The sequence below is a fragment of the Mucilaginibacter sp. MD40 genome, from assembly GCF_002288635.1.
Lineage (GTDB): Bacteria > Bacteroidota > Bacteroidia > Sphingobacteriales > Sphingobacteriaceae > Mucilaginibacter.
This window is the reverse complement of sequence record NZ_NRSW01000001.1, coordinates 3,075,693-3,092,223: the sequence shown is the minus strand read 5'-3', so window position 1 is coordinate 3,092,223 and position 16,531 is coordinate 3,075,693. Positions and strand designations below refer to the sequence as shown.

16 protein-coding genes and 1 other RNA gene are annotated in these 16,531 nt (G+C 43.1%); 9 read left to right on the top strand and 8 right to left on the bottom strand.

The window, feature by feature from the left end:
- Position 1 precedes the first annotated feature (1 nt).
- From CKK33_RS13955 to folB, 5 genes are all read right to left on the bottom strand, one after another.
- Positions 2–1,513 (bottom strand): TSUP family transporter, encoded by a 1,512-nt coding sequence (locus CKK33_RS13955; protein ID WP_095704692.1) that lies wholly within the window; start codon positions 1,511–1,513, stop codon positions 2–4.
- A complete protein-coding gene (gene cobA / locus CKK33_RS13950) occupies positions 1,491–2,276 on the bottom strand; it encodes a uroporphyrinogen-III C-methyltransferase (protein WP_095704691.1) in 786 nt (261 codons plus the stop codon). The genes CKK33_RS13955 and cobA overlap by 23 nt, the downstream gene beginning before the upstream one ends.
- Positions 2,273–4,366 (bottom strand): HEPN domain-containing protein, encoded by a 2,094-nt coding sequence (locus CKK33_RS13945; protein ID WP_095704690.1) that lies wholly within the window; start codon positions 4,364–4,366, stop codon positions 2,273–2,275. Before CKK33_RS13945 ends, cobA begins: the two co-directional genes overlap by 4 nt.
- 263 nt (positions 4,367–4,629) lie before the next feature.
- Positions 4,630–6,030 carry an FAD-binding oxidoreductase gene (locus tag CKK33_RS13940; RefSeq protein WP_095704689.1) on the bottom strand — a complete coding sequence of 467 codons (1,401 nt, stop codon included), beginning with the start codon at positions 6,028–6,030 and terminating at the stop codon, positions 4,630–4,632.
- A gap of 6 nt (positions 6,031–6,036) precedes the next feature.
- Positions 6,037–6,393 (bottom strand): dihydroneopterin aldolase, encoded by a 357-nt coding sequence (gene folB / locus CKK33_RS13935; RefSeq protein ID WP_095704688.1) that lies wholly within the window; start codon positions 6,391–6,393, stop codon positions 6,037–6,039.
- A 168-nt stretch (positions 6,394–6,561) separates the two neighbouring features.
- Between folB and CKK33_RS13930 the strand changes: the two genes are divergently transcribed.
- Positions 6,562–7,743 carry an acyl-CoA dehydrogenase family protein gene (locus CKK33_RS13930; RefSeq protein WP_095704687.1) on the top strand — a complete coding sequence of 394 codons (1,182 nt, stop codon included), beginning with the start codon at positions 6,562–6,564 and terminating at the stop codon, positions 7,741–7,743.
- A gap of 136 nt (positions 7,744–7,879) precedes the next feature.
- A complete protein-coding gene (locus CKK33_RS13925; protein WP_095704686.1) occupies positions 7,880–9,970 on the top strand; it encodes a HAMP domain-containing sensor histidine kinase in 2,091 nt (696 codons plus the stop codon).
- On the opposite strand, the gene CKK33_RS13920 is transcribed toward CKK33_RS13925, so the two are convergent.
- A complete protein-coding gene (locus tag CKK33_RS13920) occupies positions 9,938–11,293 on the bottom strand; it encodes a GH1 family beta-glucosidase (protein WP_095704685.1) in 1,356 nt (451 codons plus the stop codon). The genes CKK33_RS13925 and CKK33_RS13920 overlap by 33 nt on opposite strands.
- 326 nt (positions 11,294–11,619) lie before the next feature.
- Between CKK33_RS13920 and CKK33_RS13915 the strand changes: the two genes are divergently transcribed.
- The 5 genes from CKK33_RS13915 to rnpB all read left to right on the top strand — a co-directional run bounded on the left by CKK33_RS13915 (position 11,620) and on the right by rnpB (position 13,991).
- Positions 11,620–12,099, top strand: coding sequence for a DinB family protein (locus tag CKK33_RS13915; protein WP_095704684.1), 480 nt, complete (start codon positions 11,620–11,622; stop codon positions 12,097–12,099).
- Entirely contained in the window at positions 12,096–12,506 is a 411-nt protein-coding gene (locus tag CKK33_RS13910; protein ID WP_095704683.1) for a hypothetical protein, read from the top strand. The genes CKK33_RS13915 and CKK33_RS13910 overlap by 4 nt, the downstream gene beginning before the upstream one ends.
- Positions 12,503–13,159, top strand: coding sequence for an SCO family protein (locus CKK33_RS13905; protein ID WP_095704682.1), 657 nt, complete (start codon positions 12,503–12,505; stop codon positions 13,157–13,159). The genes CKK33_RS13910 and CKK33_RS13905 overlap by 4 nt, the downstream gene beginning before the upstream one ends.
- Entirely contained in the window at positions 13,156–13,578 is a 423-nt protein-coding gene (locus tag CKK33_RS13900) for a cytochrome c (RefSeq protein WP_095704681.1), read from the top strand. Before CKK33_RS13905 ends, CKK33_RS13900 begins: the two co-directional genes overlap by 4 nt.
- A gap of 42 nt (positions 13,579–13,620) precedes the next feature.
- Positions 13,621–13,991, top strand: an RNA gene (gene rnpB / locus CKK33_RS13895) — RNase P RNA component class A.
- A gap of 35 nt (positions 13,992–14,026) precedes the next feature.
- Here rnpB and CKK33_RS13890 read toward each other — a convergent pair.
- Positions 14,027–14,473 (bottom strand): thioesterase family protein, encoded by a 447-nt coding sequence (locus CKK33_RS13890; RefSeq protein ID WP_095704680.1) that lies wholly within the window; start codon positions 14,471–14,473, stop codon positions 14,027–14,029.
- Between the two features lie 138 nt (positions 14,474–14,611).
- On the opposite strand from CKK33_RS13890, the gene CKK33_RS13885 reads away from it, so the two are divergent.
- The gene (locus tag CKK33_RS13885; protein WP_095704679.1) at positions 14,612–15,037 is read left to right on the top strand and encodes an Hsp20/alpha crystallin family protein; all 426 of its coding nucleotides are present in this window, start codon (positions 14,612–14,614) and stop codon (positions 15,035–15,037) included.
- Between the two features lie 133 nt (positions 15,038–15,170).
- A complete protein-coding gene (locus tag CKK33_RS13880; protein ID WP_095704678.1) occupies positions 15,171–15,887 on the top strand; it encodes a hypothetical protein in 717 nt (238 codons plus the stop codon).
- Between the two features lie 20 nt (positions 15,888–15,907).
- Here the strand turns inward: CKK33_RS13880 and CKK33_RS13875 are convergent, their stop codons facing one another.
- Entirely contained in the window at positions 15,908–16,399 is a 492-nt protein-coding gene (locus tag CKK33_RS13875; RefSeq protein WP_095704677.1) for a YajQ family cyclic di-GMP-binding protein, read from the bottom strand.
- Between the last annotated feature and the right edge of the window lie 132 nt (positions 16,400–16,531).

The following is a 16,531-nucleotide window of genomic DNA, read 5'->3' as shown; positions in this document are numbered from 1 at the left end:
TTTAAAATGTCTTCAATAAAAAATTAACAATACTGCGAATGCTGATTGCAACTACTATAACAGCAACGGCCATCATGATCGCTTTTGCCGATATTTTGTTTGAGATCTTGGCCGCTACTGGCGAGGCTAACGCGCTGCCAATAACTAAACCTGCTACGGCATCCCAATGCGTGCTTTTAAGCATGGTGATAAACGTTAAAGAGCCCATCAGCGCTATAAAAAAGCGTGACAACTTCACCGTACCTAAAGAAAAACGCGGATGACGCCCGCCGGCTATCAACGTCGATAATACGATGGAGCCCCAGCCGCCGCCGCCAACGGCATCAATAAAGCCCCCACCCAAGCCTAAAAGCGATATACGTTTGATCTTTCCCTCAGTACGCTTCTTTCTAAGGCTCAGTGCCTTTTTGAATATCACGATACCTAATATGAGTGTATATACGGATACAGCAGGTTTGGTATACCTGGCATAGTGCTCTAATGAGGATAGCAGGTAAGCCCCTGTAACCGCACCAATAATACCGGGGAGCAATAAAAGTTTAAACAACTTCCAGTTCACATTGCCCATGCGGTAATGCATCCAGCCGGCAATACCATTGCTCATGATCTCGGACAAATGAACACCCATACTTGCAGAAGCGGGAGGGACACCCATTGATAATGAAAATGTGGTTGAGGTAACACCGTACGACATGCCAATGGCGCCATCTATCAGCGCGAAAACGAAACCGGCACCCAAAAAGTAGTAAAACATGGGAGAGATATTCTCTACATAGGCCTTAAATTCCGGGTCTTTAAACCAAACCGCTGCTATGGTGATCAGGAGGAATAATACAAACGTGGCCCATACGATCAATTTTAGCCTCGCATTACTGGGGGCTTTTCGGGGGCCGAGTAGCACCGCAGTAACTCGGTTAAGCTCTTTAACCTTGTGGGTAAAATCGCCGCTAAGGTTATTTCGAATATCCTGCATTTGCTGCAAGGTGGTATCCAGTTCATCAGGCAAGGCCTCGGTTAAAACTTCACGCAGGCGCTTGGCAATAGTTGGCGATTTTCCGTTGGTTGATATGGCCAGTTTCAGATCACCTTTTTGAACGATGGAGCCTAAATAGAAATCGCACAGTTCGGGCTTATCGGCAACGTTGATAAGCAATTTACGATCATGTGCCGATTGGCGAACGTACCTGTTCAGGTCACTATCGTCTGTAGCGGCTATCACTATATCCGCAGTGTCCAGGTCGGCTTCCTCAAAAGCTTTTTTAATCATTTTGACATTGGGGTGCTGCGCAGCAAGGTTTGTCACCTGCGGCAGCACTTCTTTAGCAACAATAGTAACAGCAGCAACCGGGCAGTTAAGCAGCAGGGCGGTAAGCTTTTCAAGGCCCACCTTTCCGGCGCCAACCAGCACGGTATGCAAGTGCTCCAATTTCAAAAACACCGGGAACAACTGGTTTCCCTGCGGCCTTTGATGTGGGCGCGCTGCTAATTGATTATCCTGCGGTAACAATGTCATGAACTTCTTTAACCAATTTATATTGAGGATGCAAAGCCACTACTTCGCCAAATACGATAAGCGCAGGCGAGGCAATACCTTTTTCGGCTACCAAAGCGGCGATTGTATCAACTGTTCCTACAGCAACCTTTTCATCAGCTGTCGTGCCGCTTTGTATGACGGCCGCAGGCAGGTTGGCTTTACCTTCCGCTTTAAATAATTCTGCTATCTCTCTTAATTTATGCAAACCCATCAGTACAACTACCGTTGCATTGCTTTTTGCCGCCTGGTACAGATCAGCAGAAACTTGTCCTGCGGTTGTAGTGCCTGTTATCACCCAGAAACTTTCGCTTAAGCCGCGATGAGTAACAGGTATGCCTTGCATGCCCGGTACGCCAATAGAACTTGAAATGCCAGGCACTACCTGCGTTGTTATATTATGCTCAGCGGCAAATTCTAATTCCTCATGGCCGCGGCCAAATACAAAAGGATCGCCGCCTTTAAGGCGTACCACATGGCCGTAGTTTATGGCATAATCAACCATTAACCGGTTGATGTTGTCCTGAGAAAAAGTATGATCGCCTGAGCGTTTACCCACATAGACCTTTACGGAACCTTCAGGGGCAAACTCCAGGAGCTCTTCATTCACCAATGCATCGTACAAAACCACATCCGCTGTCTGCAGCGCTTTAATGCCTTTTAGCGTTATTAGTTCGGCATCGCCGGGACCTGCACCAACAAGCGTAATACGCGGTTCTTTTATATTGTTGTTATTTAATATCATGATTGCAATACTGCCTCTCTTTTAGTTTTAACCGCCTCTAAAAATTGTGTCGCCTGTGCTTTGTACGCAGTGGCAAACGCTTCAGAAGGTTCATGTTTGTTGATCTGTAGCACCAACTCATTAAAATTTGTAGCCAATGGCAATTCGCCGGTTTCTACATAGTTGGCATCAAACTCTTTAATGATACCTGCTTGTGTGCTGGTGTTGATGCCTTTATCGAGCAACAACGCTTTCGCCGAGCTGATGAAGGTGTTGTAAGAATGATAAATGGCATCGGCCCATAAACCTTTTGCGTAAGCACCGTTTGCCCAGCCTAATTTTTCATCAGCCTCATATAGCAGCGTAGCTACCAGGTCAATGATCACCCCGGCACATTCGCCTACGCCTATGGCTGTTGCAAAAGTTTCCTGGTGTCCCCAGTCAACAAATTCGTCGTCGGTAAGGGTGGTGAGATCGGCCAGTGGTTTCAGTAAGCGGTAGAAGTAATCTTTACCCTGTCTGTCGTAATAAGCGTGATATGTTTCGCCTTCTATTGATTGTTCTTTGTAGTCATTTAACAAAGTCCGTAAAACATCCGTTGCACGTTTTGATGGTACTTTTATTACACGCTCGGCAGCACGACCCAAACCGTCGCCAACCGTTCCGCCTCCCAGCATTACCTGTACTGATGGTAATACGCGCGCGCCAGCTTTTAAGGAGCTGCCATGGAAGCCAATGTGCGCCAAACCGTGCTGGCCGCAGCTGTTCATACACCCGCTTATTTTTATCTTGATCTCGCGGTTGTAAATAAAATCTTCGTACTCATTAAAAATCACATCCTCCAGCACTTTGGCCATGGTCATGCTATTGCTAATGCCCAAATTGCAGGTATCGGTACCAGGGCAGGTGGTTACGTCAGCAACGCTATCAAAGCCAGGCGCTGCCATATCTAATGCATGCAAGCCTGCATATAAAGCTTCCAAATTTTCCTTGCGGACGAACTTCAACAGCAATCCCTGATTTTGGGTGATACGGATCTCATCCGCTACATAAGGTTTTACTGCTTCGATAAACTTGCGTGCTTCGGGTGTATGAATATCGCCCACAGGTACTTTTACATACACGCCGTAAAAGCCTTTTTGCTTTTGCTCGAATACGTTGGTTGCCAGCCATTGTTCGTAACGCAAGGGATTGTCGATATGAACCGGCTGAGCGGCGATGGACTCGGGAATGGCAGGCTGTGGAACCGCATCACGGTTGATAGGATAGCTTTTAACCTTTAAAGCCAGGTGCTCTTCTTTAGCCAGGCGAAGCACTTCATCAAGGCCCAATTTTTGAACAAGATATTTTAAACGCGCTTTGTTGCGGTTGTTGCGCTCGCCGTAACGATCAAATACGCGTATGATGGATTCTATATAAGGTATCAGCTGATCTTCAGGTAAAAACTCCTCAACAATGCTGGCCAACAGAGGCTGCGCGCCAAGGCCGCCGCCAAGGTTTACCTTAAATCCGCGCTCACCTTTTTCGTTCAGTTTGGGTATAAAGCCCAGGTCATGTATGTAAGAGAAAGCAGTATCGGCATCGCTTGATGAGAATGATATCTTGAACTTGCGGCCCATTTCCTGGCAGATAGGGTTACGCAAAAAATATTCAAACGTAGCCTGTGCATAAGGCGATACATCAAACGGCTCCTGCGGATCAATACCCGCATTAGGCGATGAAGTAACGTTACGCACGGTGTTGCCGCAGGCTTCGCGCAGGGTGATATCGTCCTTTTCCAGTTCGGCCCATAGTTGCGGGGTACGGTCGAGGCTTACGTAATGGATCTGGATATCCTGGCGGGTGGTCAGGTGCAAGTTACCGCTGCCATACTCGTCGGCTATGTCGGCAATCTTTAGTAATTGTTTAAAGGTTACCTTACCAAACGGCAGCTTAATACGTACCATTTGTACGCCGGGCTGGCGCTGGCCATAAACACCACGAGCCAAACGCAGGCTGCGAAATTTCTCATCATGTATTTTGCCTTCGCGAAAGGCGCGGATCTTACGCTCCAGGTCAATAATATCCTGCTCAACTATAGGGTTCTCCAGTTCTGTCCTGAAGCTCTGCATATCGGTACGTATTTAGTTTTCTCGTATAAAAAAGCCCCTTCTGCGGTGGCTGAAGAGGCGAATATTCTTTATTTACACATTTACAGCCGCGATGTATTTATCCGCATACAGCAGAAAATAAGGTTGTTGTGATTTGTAACGAATATTGTTGTCATCTTATGTTGCCAAATATATATATAGTATATGGAATTAGTAGAAATTAATTGAAAATTTTTTATTTCGGATTTTTAATCACGAAAGGAGAGGGCAAGACAGGAAGTTTATTAATTAAATATCTTACCGGGGTTTAATATACCATTAGGGTCAAATACTTGTTTAATACCTTTCCAGATAAGGAAATGGGTATCGGTATATTTTAACGGCATATAAGCCTTTTGCACAAGGCCAATACCGTGCTCGCCGGAGAGCGTGCCGCCTAATGAAATGGTAAGCTTGAATATTTCGGTGATGCCGTCTTTCAGTTTATTGTTCCAGTCGGCATCGCTCATGCCTGCTTTTACAATATTTACGTGCAGGTTGCCATCGCCGGCATGGCCATAGCAAACAGACTCGAAGCCATACTTAGCGCCTATCTCTTTAATGCCTTTTATGAGTTGTGGTAAGGCCGCGCGAGGCACAACGGTATCTTCTTCTTTATAAACCGAATTTGATTTAACAGAAACCGCCATGGTTCTGCGGATGCGCCACAGTTCCTCTTTTTGTGCTGCGGAATCAGCGAATAACACATCAGCACAATTATGGGCTTCCAGTACGCTGTTTATCACTTCGCAATCACCAAATATCACATCCTGGTTACTGCCATCAACTTCAATCAGTAGGAAAGCACCAATGCCATCCTTTAAATCGAAGGCAATGCCATCGTGCTCAATTACCCATTCCATACCGCGGCGTTCCATAAACTCCAATGCAGACGGAATAACGCCGGCCCTAAATATGGCAGAGACAGCCGCACAAGCATCCTCGTTTGTTGGGAATGAAGCTAACATCAACACATCCTGTGTTGGGCGGGGTATTAGTTTGGTAACTATTTTGGTGACCACGCCCAAAGTCCCTTCCGAGCCGATCATGAGCTGTGTAAGATTATAGCCCGATGCGTATTTAAGTGTATTCGCACCCGTCCATATCACATCGCCATTGGGTAAAACCACCTCAAGATTAAGTACATACTCGCGTATGGTGCCGTATTTTACTACGCGTGGACCACCGCTGCAATTAGCCACATTGCCACCAATAAAACAACTGCCCTTACTTGCAGGGTCAACAGGGTAAAGCAACCCTTTTTCGGCAACCGCATTCATAAACAATTCAGTGATAACACCGGGCTCAACGGTCGCCTGCAGGTTTTGTTCATCAATCTCAATGATGTTATTAAAGCGTTCCATTGAAATTAATAAGCCTCCTTTAACAGGCAAAGCGCCACCCGCCAAACCGGTACCGGCACCACGAACGGTTACCGGTATCAAAGCCTCAATACAAATTTTTAGCAATGCTGAAATATGTTCAACGGTTTGCGGCTTTACTACCACTTCGGGGTAATAAATAAGGTCCTCCGTTTCATCATGGCTATAGTCTGCAATTTCCTCTTTGGCTGTTACAACAGCGCTATCGCCCGCAACAGCTTTAATGCGGGTAAGTATATTTTCGGTGATCTTATTAAAATCCATTGGTGTTTATTTTTGGTAACTCAAGCTAATAACCGACTGCTTTATCGGCCCGCTAAACGGCGGATTTTGTTTTTTAATAACCACCTCAGCCGCATCTATAAAACTGAACGTTGCCTTCACCCTGTCTAAGATAGCCTCTGCAACAGTCTCAATTACTTTGCGGGTATTGGCCATTTCTTCTTTTATAATGGTATAAAGCTCTTCGTAATTAACGGTATGGTTTAAAGTATCGTCTTTAAAAGAGCCGTTTTGCTCAAAACTTACATGAACATCTATCAAAAATTTGGTGCCCGTTTTTTGTTCCTCCGGATAAAAACCGTGGTAAGCAAAAATCTCAACGCCCTCTAAAGCTACTTTAATCATGGCTTCAAAAATAATGGATTATGTTGAAGTTTACTCACGCCGCTCTGCTTTGAAAAGAGAGTGAAGACTATTTTGTTATACCTTCTTTTCGCGCGGCTAAGGTCGCGCACGAAGAGCCGCGGGGTGAGTCCAAATTTCCTATATTTGGATAACCAATTATCTACTGCTATGGCCAAGACCGATTTATACGAAGCACCCGATTATTATTTATTAGATGAACTGCTTAGCGATGAGCATAAACTGATCCGCGCCAGCGTACGCGAATGGGTGAAAAAAGAAGTAAGCCCGGTTATTGAAGATTACGCCCAACGTGCAGAATTTCCTAAACACCTGCTGACAGGCCTTGCTGAAATTGGTGCCTTTGGCCCAACCATACCGGTTGAATATGGCGGTGCCGGGTTAGATTATATGGCTTATGGCATTATTATGCAGGAAATTGAACGGGGTGACTCAGGCATACGTTCTACCGCGTCGGTACAAGGTTCGTTGGTGATGTATCCTATTTATGCCTACGGCAGCGAGGAGCAAAAACACAAGTATCTGCCTAAACTGGCTACCGGCGAATTAATGGGCTGCTTCGGATTGACAGAACCTGACCATGGATCAAACCCGGGCGGCATGGTTACCAATATTAAAGATGCAGGCGACCACTATATTTTGAATGGCGCCAAAATGTGGATATCAAACGCACCTTTTGCTGATATTGCCGTGGTTTGGGCTAAAGACGAGGAAGGTAAAATACGAGGATTGATAGTGGAGCGTGGCATGGAAGGTTTCAGTACGCCGGAAACGCATAATAAATGGTCGTTACGGGCATCTGCAACAGGTGAGTTGGTGTTTGATAATGTTAAAGTTCCAAAAGAAAACCTGCTACCCAATGTGTCAGGGCTTAAAGGTCCGCTGGGATGTTTAAATCAGGCACGCTATGGTATTGCATGGGGTGCTTTGGGCGCTGCCATGGATTGTTATGATACTGCCTTGCGTTATTCAAAGGAACGTGTTCAGTTTGACAGGCCTATAGCGGGCTTCCAGTTGCAGCAAAAGAAACTGGCTGAAATGATCACAGAGATAACCAAAGGGCAATTACTGGTTTGGCGCCTGGCAACACTCAAGAATGAGAACCGGGCTACCGCCGCGCAGATATCAATGGCCAAGCGTAATAGCGTTGAAGTAGCCATTACTATTGCCCGAGAGGCCCGGCAAATGCTGGGAGGCATGGGTATCACCGGCGAATATCCAATAATGCGCCATATGGCTAACCTTGAATCGGTAATTACGTATGAAGGTACACATGATATTCATCTCCTGATCACCGGGATGGATATTACTGGCGAAAACGCCTTTAAGTAGCTATGTATCAAAATAAATATAGCTGCAAGTGGTAAATGCGCCATTATAGTTTTATATTTGTTTGGTACCTCTAACTGTTTAAAATTTGACGCCGATATTCGTCAACCCAGTAAAAAAAACTATTGTATTCTATTGGATGCCTTTATTGGCAATCCTGTTTGCTTCGTGCCGTGAAAACTCTAAGAAGAAGGATACTGGTGATTACTCAAGGGAATTTTTAAGCATACAAAAGCAAACCGAATATAAGCTTGGCCACAACCAAATAAAGCAGGGGTATCAATACATCGATTCGGCCTTCGCTACGCTAAAATACCCTACTGTTAATGATCGTTTCAGGTACTACTCTTTTAAGTACGTTTATTACCAGCAGGTAATAAAGGACTATGACAAGGCTTTGCTTTATGCTGATAGTATGCTGGCTATGGCAAATAAAAGCGTTACCCCCCGGCAGTATTCTATGAATTATGCCGAGGCTAATTTTGCCCGTGGCGATTCATTTTTTGAATTAAAACAATTTAGCGAAGCTTATCAGTCTTACTATCAGGGCTATTTAACAGGAAAAAATTATCTCAATATTGCCGCGCTTGCCGACTATACCTATCGTATGGGTATGATCATGTATAAAAAGGGGCGTTATAAATTAGCTGCTAATTATTTTAAGGATAGCTACCACCACTCCGTAACAGAGAGCCATACAATAAACAGGGGCTTTCCGGGCTTTTACCGTCGCCAGGAATTACTTGATAATATTGCTTTAAGCTATAAGCATAATAATGAGCCGGATAGTGCCTTGAATTATTTTAATGCTACTTTGGCTTTAATTGACGCCAATGTTAAAAACTTCCCCGATAGAAGGCGTGATCTTGACAGGGCGCGTGGCGTTGTGTATGGTAATAAGGCCGAGCTTTATATGCAAACCAGGCAGTACAATAACGCTGTTGAATTACTAAAGAAAAGCATTGCCATCAACCTGCAACCGGGTTTTGATAACCGCGATGCCGAGCTTTCTGAAATTAAACTGGGACAGATCTACCTGGATATGCAGCAGCCAGATTCGCTTATCGCTCTGCTGCAGGATATTCACTCACAACTGGATACTGTGGCAAATGCCGATGTAGAAGCTGATTACCACCGTTTATTGGGTAATTATTACCTGCAAAAGAACGATCTGCGACAAGCGATTGACCATATACAACGATATAACCTGATGAAGGATTCTATCGCCAAGCGCTCAAGTTTGTTAATGGAGAGCGATGTAAACCAGCAATTGGCCAACTACGAGAAACAACACGAAATAGATAAACTGAACACTAAAGGGAAAATTCAAAAAATATACCTTTATGTTAGTGTATTTATTGGGCTAATGGCGCTTGTTATTATTTTGCTGGTGTATCGTAACTTTAAGCAGAGCCGTAAAGAAGTTAACACGGTTAGTGCTCTTAATAAACAAATTAACGAGCAAAATTACCATCTCGAAAAAGCGCTTCAGGAGTTAAATACCAATAGCCAGGAGAAGGATCGCATATTACGTGCCGTTGCCCATGACCTGCGCAACCCTATTGGGGGCATTGCTTCGCTTACCAGCTTAATGGCAGAAGATAACTATTCTGATGAGCAAAAGGAGATGATTAATCTGGTGAAGGAAACTTCTCTAAATTCGCTTGAGTTGATCAATGAGATATTAGAGGCGGCCAATATTAATTCTGTCGAATTGAATATTGAGCCGGTTGAGATCAATTCCCTGGTAAATAATAGCGTAGAATTATTGCGTTTTAAAGCCGCGGAAAAGCAGCAGGAAATTATCCTGGAAACGCTTGATTATCAAAAGGAACTTTTTGTTAGCCGCGAAAAAATATGGCGGGTTATTAGTAACCTCATCAGTAACGCCATTAAATTTAGCCCGACAGCAGGCAAAATTCATGTTAAGGTAGCTGAGTTTGAACACAAGATAGTTATTGCTGTAAAAGACCATGGTATAGGCATCCCTGATCATTTGAAAGACAAGATATTTAATATGTTTACCAGTGCTCAGCGGCCGGGTACCGCAGGTGAAAAGTCATTTGGCTTAGGCCTGTCTATCTGCCGCCAAATAATGGAAAAGCACCACGGTAAAATATGGTTTGAAAGTGATGTGGATAAAGGTACCACGTTCTTTATCAGTTTGCCATTGATAACAGCAGAGTCAATGCGAAATTCAGCCCAACATTTGAGCGAACCAATGGCCTGATGCTTTAATAATGCGTTGCTGATTTTCAAAATCAACGTAAACCAACCCAAATCTTGGATGATAGCCTTCTGCCCATTCAAAATTATCCGTCAGCGTCCACACAAAATATCCTTCTACATTATAACCTTCCTGTTTGGCTCTTAAAACCTGTTGCAGGTGCGTTTGTAAATAGCTTAAACGCCGTTGGTCATCTACTTTGCCATCAAAAACCACGTCGGGGAATGCTGCGCCGTTTTCTGTAATGATGAGTTTCTTTATTTGGGGATAGCTATTGTATTTCTTTACCATCTCATAAATAGACGGCGGGTGTACTTCCCACTTCATTTCGGTGATTTCAACACCCCTGTCCTGGGCTTTTACCAGGCTGGCGCCAATGTAGGGCGTAAAAAACGAATACTTTACAATTTCCCTGGTGTAATTCTGGATGCCAATAAAGTCAAAATCAAAACTCATATTGGCCTCGTCGCCGGGTTGTACATATTTATATATGCCTTTGAGCGCTTTTACCTCCTGGGTAGGGTAGCCAAGGCCTAATAAAGGCTCAATATAAAGGCGGTTGATAAGTGCGTCGGCACGTTTAGCGGCTGCAATGTGGCGGGGTTTATCGGCATAGGGCTCAATGTAGGAGCATGAAAAGGTGTTGCCTATCTGTGCATCGGGACAAATATGGCGAAGTATCCGCGCACCTGCAACAATGCTTAATACTACATGATGTATAGCAGGAAGAAAATTTCTCAACCCGGTACGCCCGGGAGCGTGTATACCTAAAAAATAACCCGCTCCTGTAAAAACAGCTGGCTCATTCATCACCATCCAGTGCTTAACTCGGTCGCCAAAACTTTTGGCGCATATAGTAGTAAAATTACTGAACCACTCAACAATTTGCCTGTTTGTCCAACCGCCTTTGTCCTCAAGCGCTTGTGGCAGGTCCCAATGGTATAAAGTTACCCAAGGGGTTATCCCTTGTTGCAGGCAATAATCAATTACTTTATTGTAGTGTTCAATCCCTGCCTGGTTTACTTCTCCTTCTCCTGAAGGCAATATCCTCGTCCATGCGATAGAGAACCTGAAATTAGGAATGTTTAATTGTTTAACGAGGTCAATGTCCCTGCGGTATTCGTTATAAAATTCACACGCGTGAGTTGGTTTATGTCCATTTAATATCTTACCACGCTTGTTACTAAAGGTATCCCATACGGATGGGCCTTTACCATCAGCGTCGCATGAGCCCTCGGTTTGTAGTGCTGCTGTAGAAACTCCCCAGGCAAAGTTATCGCCGAAAAGATTTTTATCGAGAGAGGTGAAGCTTTTGTCGGTATCCATCTATTGAGCCAATAAAGCCCAAAATGTGCATTATAAATTAATTAATGAAGCAATAAAGCAAATTAATGCATAAAAGATGACCGGATGCTGCGCATAAATAACCATTGGCGCAAATCGCTTATCATAGCAGTTATTCTGTTAATTAATTTCATGGTACAATTATTTGATACTACTCAAATGTAACACGCTCATATTGAGTTATTATATAGTTTACATTATCTAATTGTAAATAGCCTTAGTACTATCAATTGCTTTTCGGTAAATAATACTACAATATGACAAGCACCTTTTACTATTGTTATCAACGTTGATTACATTTGCTGCTGATGAAAGATCACTTTATCTGTTTGTTTAATTATGACCATTATTGCAATAAGCAAATAATAGATATTTTGCTCGGCACGGATATACAAGGCAAAGCGTTGGACCTGATGGCTCATATATTTAACGCCCAGCAAATATGGTTAAACCGATGCACTCAACGAGCAATGAATGGTCTTAAACCATGGGATGCGATTAAAGCTGACGAGTTAACAGACACAAACGATAAAAATTTCAGCCAATGGTGTGACTACGTAAACAGCCTGCAACCGGCGGATCTTGACGGTGTTATCAGTTATCAAAATTTTTCGGGAGCATCGTTCAACGACCAGCTAATTGATATTATATCACATGTCATCAACCATGGTACGCATCATCGTGCCCAGGTAGGTCAGTTACTTAAAGCAGCCGGGGCAGAGTTACCCGCAACCGATTATGTGCATTACATACGTACAATAAAAGCATTTATAACTAATACACAATGAAAAAAATATTTGCCGCTGTAATTTTAAGTACCGCGCTTTTTGGCTGCGCCGATAAGCAAAAACAAGAGAAAGACCTCTTGAATGAGGTTATAAAGGTTCATGACCGTGTAATGGCTAAAGACGAGTTGATCATGATCAATAAAATGAAGTTGGATACCATCATCAAGGATAATAAATCGCCGGATGTTACCGCGAAAGCCACTACTTTAAGGGCTGGCCTGGATACCGTTGACAGCCGAATGGAAACCTGGATGCACAACTTTGATGCTGAAAACAAAGGGAAAAGCCATGAAGAGATCATTAGCTATCTTACTGAGCAAAAAAAGCAGATAAACGCCATTGATAGCAATTTTAATATCGTAGTAAAAGCGGCTGATACGTTTGTAAAGCAAAACAAAACCAAATGAAAAAAATAGCAGGCGCCATTTTTTTATTACTTGCTGTAGCGGCGTGTAATCTTAAAGAAAATAAAAGCAAACTACCCATATTGGGTACCCGGGAACCTGTGACTAAAACGGTAAATGGTAAGCAGGTAACAGATACTGTTTACCAAACCATTCCCGACTTTAAGTTTGTTAACCAGTATGGCGATAGTATTACTCAAAATAGCTTGAAGGGCAATATTTACGTAGCCGATTTCTTTTTTACCAGCTGCCCGTCTATCTGCCCTATTATGCATCGCAACATGCTAAAGGTGTATAAAGAGTTTAAAAACGTACCTGATTTTAAGATCATATCACATACCATTGATCCTAAACATGATAGTGTTGCTGTACTGAAAAAATATGCGGATAAATTAGGTATTACAGGCAATAGCTGGTGGTTACTGCAGGGTAATAAAGAAGCTACTTACACACTTGGCCAAAAGCATTACCTGGTAGCTATGTCGCAGGACGATGGTACTCCGGGTGGTTATGTACACCAGGGTTGGTTTGTGCTGATAGACAAGCAACACCGGATAAGGGGTTATTATGATGGCACCAGGGAAGATGAGGTAAACAAACTGATAGGTGATATAAAAACACTGCGTGCCGAGGTTAACACAGAAATAGCTCAATGAAATTTAAGCTGATTGCGGGTATATTACTGTTGGTTGTTGCTTTAATTACCGCTTGCCAGAACGATGGTGAGCTGGAATTTAAAAGATATTACACCGGTGGCGCTGCCATATACAAGCAAAAATGCCAGAACTGCCATGGTAATAACGGCGAGGGACTGAGTAGCCTCATTCCTCCATTAACCGATAGTGTGTTTCTTAAAAAGAACAGGGATTATTTGCCTTGTTTGGTGCGTAATGGCGTAAAAGAAACAGTGCTGACTATAAACAGTAAGGCATACGAAGGCTCGATGCCGCCCAACGGGGATCTGGCACCTATGGATATAGCCAAGGTACTTACTTTTGTGACCAATTCCTTCGGAAACAGGCAGGGTACTATCACGGTGGATGTAGTAGAAAAAGACTTGGCGGCATGCCGTTAGCAGATATTCCATTTTCCTGTTAACATTTAATTTATATTTGTAACTGCAAAACGTTCTATCGCTCCGGGCTTGTACCGGGGAGGAAAGTCCGGGCAACACAGAGCATCCTGCTTCCTAACGGGAAGGCGCCGGCAGCCGGCGACAGCAAGTGCCACAGAGAATATACCGCCCGCAAGGGTAAGGGTGAAAACGTGAGGTAAGAGCTCACGGCTTTTCCGGGCGACCGGGATCGCGGTAAACCTCAGGAGTTGAAAAACCAAATAGGTTCTGAAAGCGGAGTTGCTCGCTCCCGTGCCTGTGAGGGCCGTCAGAATGGGTAGGTTGATAAAGCATGCTGGCAACAGTATGACGAGATTAATGATAGAAATCTCCGTTAGGAGATACAGAACCCGGCTTACAGATTTGCTGCTGTAAAAATCCCCTTTCGAGGGGATTTTTTTATGCCCAATTAGTTTGTGTTCAAGATCAGCCTGGGTTCGTCATAATCTATCATGCGTTGCCGGCCCTCGGCAGGTATCGGTATGGATTTACCCTCGGAATAGTCATAGCTAATACATACTGTTTTGCAGGTGGTGCATATCTCTTCCCCCTTATCTGTTTCTTTTACCAATACATGCATTACATCAAAACTGCTGTTGCCAATACGTACCACGCGCACATAACAAGCTATTTTGTCGTCAATAGTTACCGGTTTTAAGTAGTTGATCTCCGAGCGCCCTATAATAATACCATGATTGCGGATATTCCATCCGGCTACGTCTTTCCAGTAATTGATCCGGGCAAGCTCAAAGAAGGTGAGATAGACGGCATTGTTTACATGCCCTACCGCGTCAATATCTGAGAAGCGGATCGTAATCGGGGTTTTATACCTGTAATCTGTTAGTTTTTCAGCCATAAAAAGACATTTTGTCTGTAATAAAATATCATTTCGGACTTTTTGTCTTTTAAAATTTCCGAAATACCTGTTGGTATAACAGTTGATTAATTGGTAAACGAAGTTAATAAAACAAAATTTTAAAGGAGATATATAGCCATGACTTTAGTAAAATTCAACAACGGATTAAAAAACAATTTCAGCGACGCTTTTGAAACATTATTTAATGATTCGTTTATTGCTGACAGATTAGTAAGTAGGGTACCTGCTGTAAACATCGCAGAAAATGATGCTGAATTCCATATCGAATTGGCTGTTCCCGGTTTGAAGAAGGAAGATTTCAAGATTAACCTTGATAAAAACGTGCTTTCCATATCAGCAGAGAAAAAATCAGAAAGTGCTGAAGACAATAAAAAATACAGCAAGCGTGAGTATAGCTATAACTCATTTGTAAGGTCATTCACCTTGCCTGAAACTGTTGACTATTCAAAAATTGAGGCTGATTACACTGACGGTATATTAAAACTTACCGTTGCTAAAAGAGAAGACGCTAAATATCAGTCGAGAGAAATTGCTGTGAAATAATATCACAGGCAAAGTTTTAAAGAATTTGTTTTCATAGAAGTTGGTTTAATAAAAGGCCGCCTCTTAAATGAGGTGGCCTTTGTTATTTACAACGCTATTCGCTATTATCGCTTAGTTCAAAGAATCTGATTTTATGGAAAGAGAGTTATTGAAACAGGTAAGAATACTAAAAGTATATTCTGCGGTGCTTACGCTGGTGGTGTTGGCCGGTGTGTTTTTCGGATTTACATATGTAGCAGGTAATGCTAAATTCAAAGAGATTGATGTGGAGCGCATTAATATTGTTGAGAAAACAGGAAAACTGCGCATGGTAATCAGTAACCAGGAGCGCCAGCACCCAGGTATCATTGATGGGAACGTACTTCCCAAACGCCAGCGTGAGCCTGGGATGATATTTTTCAATACGGATGGAGACGAGTGCGGTGGTTTAATATACGATGGTACAAAGAAGGAAGCTGGCTTTGTATTATCGGTTGATAAGTATCACAATGACCAGATCATGCAACTGCAGTACAACGATAACACTGAAAACGGAAAATCCATAAGGAGCTACGGCCTTAAGTTTTGGGACAGGCCGGAGAATTTCACAGCCGGGCAGCTAATGGCTAAATACGATTCTCTGGAGAAGCTGAATGACGAGAACGCGTTGAAAGCCGGCATTACCAAGTTACGCGAACAAGGCCTGGTAGGGCAGGATAGAATGTTTGTTGGCAAAAACCCTGATAACGAAGTGGGCTTGTTTATCAAAGATAAAAACGGAAAACCACGTATCTATCTTTATGTGGATAACAATAATAAGGTAGTTTTTAAGGCAATGGACGAGAATGGACAGCCGATAGCTTTACACTAACATATTAACATGAGGAACGCTTAGTTCCTCATGTTAATATATTGCAGGGGCTGACCAAAATCTTCCCCGCGGCAAAGACTGATAACGGCCTGCAGATCATCAATTTTTTTACCTTGCACACGTACCTGGTCGTCCATAATGGAAGCCTGCACTTTAAGGCCGCTGTCTTTAATTTTCTTTACAATTTTTTTGGCGGCTTCTTTATCAACGCCTTCCTTAATTTTAATTTCCTTACGGATCATATTGCCCGAAGCAGCCTGTTCGTCGCCAAAGTCTAATGCCTTGGGGTCCAGGTTTTGTTTTACCATACGGCTAATAATACTATCCTGAATGGCTTTAAGGCGCATATCATTCTCGGTAACTATGGTAACTACGTTTGTTTTTTTGTCCAGTTCAACCGTGCTTTTTGAGTCGTTAAAATCATAACGGTTAAGTATCTCTTTTTTAGCGGTATTGATGGCATTGTCCAATGTTTGGCCATCTATCTTGCTTACAATATCAAATGAAGGCATATACAGGTAGTTTTTTAATTACAAAGCTAAGGTACATTTTTTACAAACTGTATCACTATTTTGTGCCATAGCTTGTTTATAAACACAACACATGCTAATTAGTTAATATTAACTTAACAAATAAATATACAG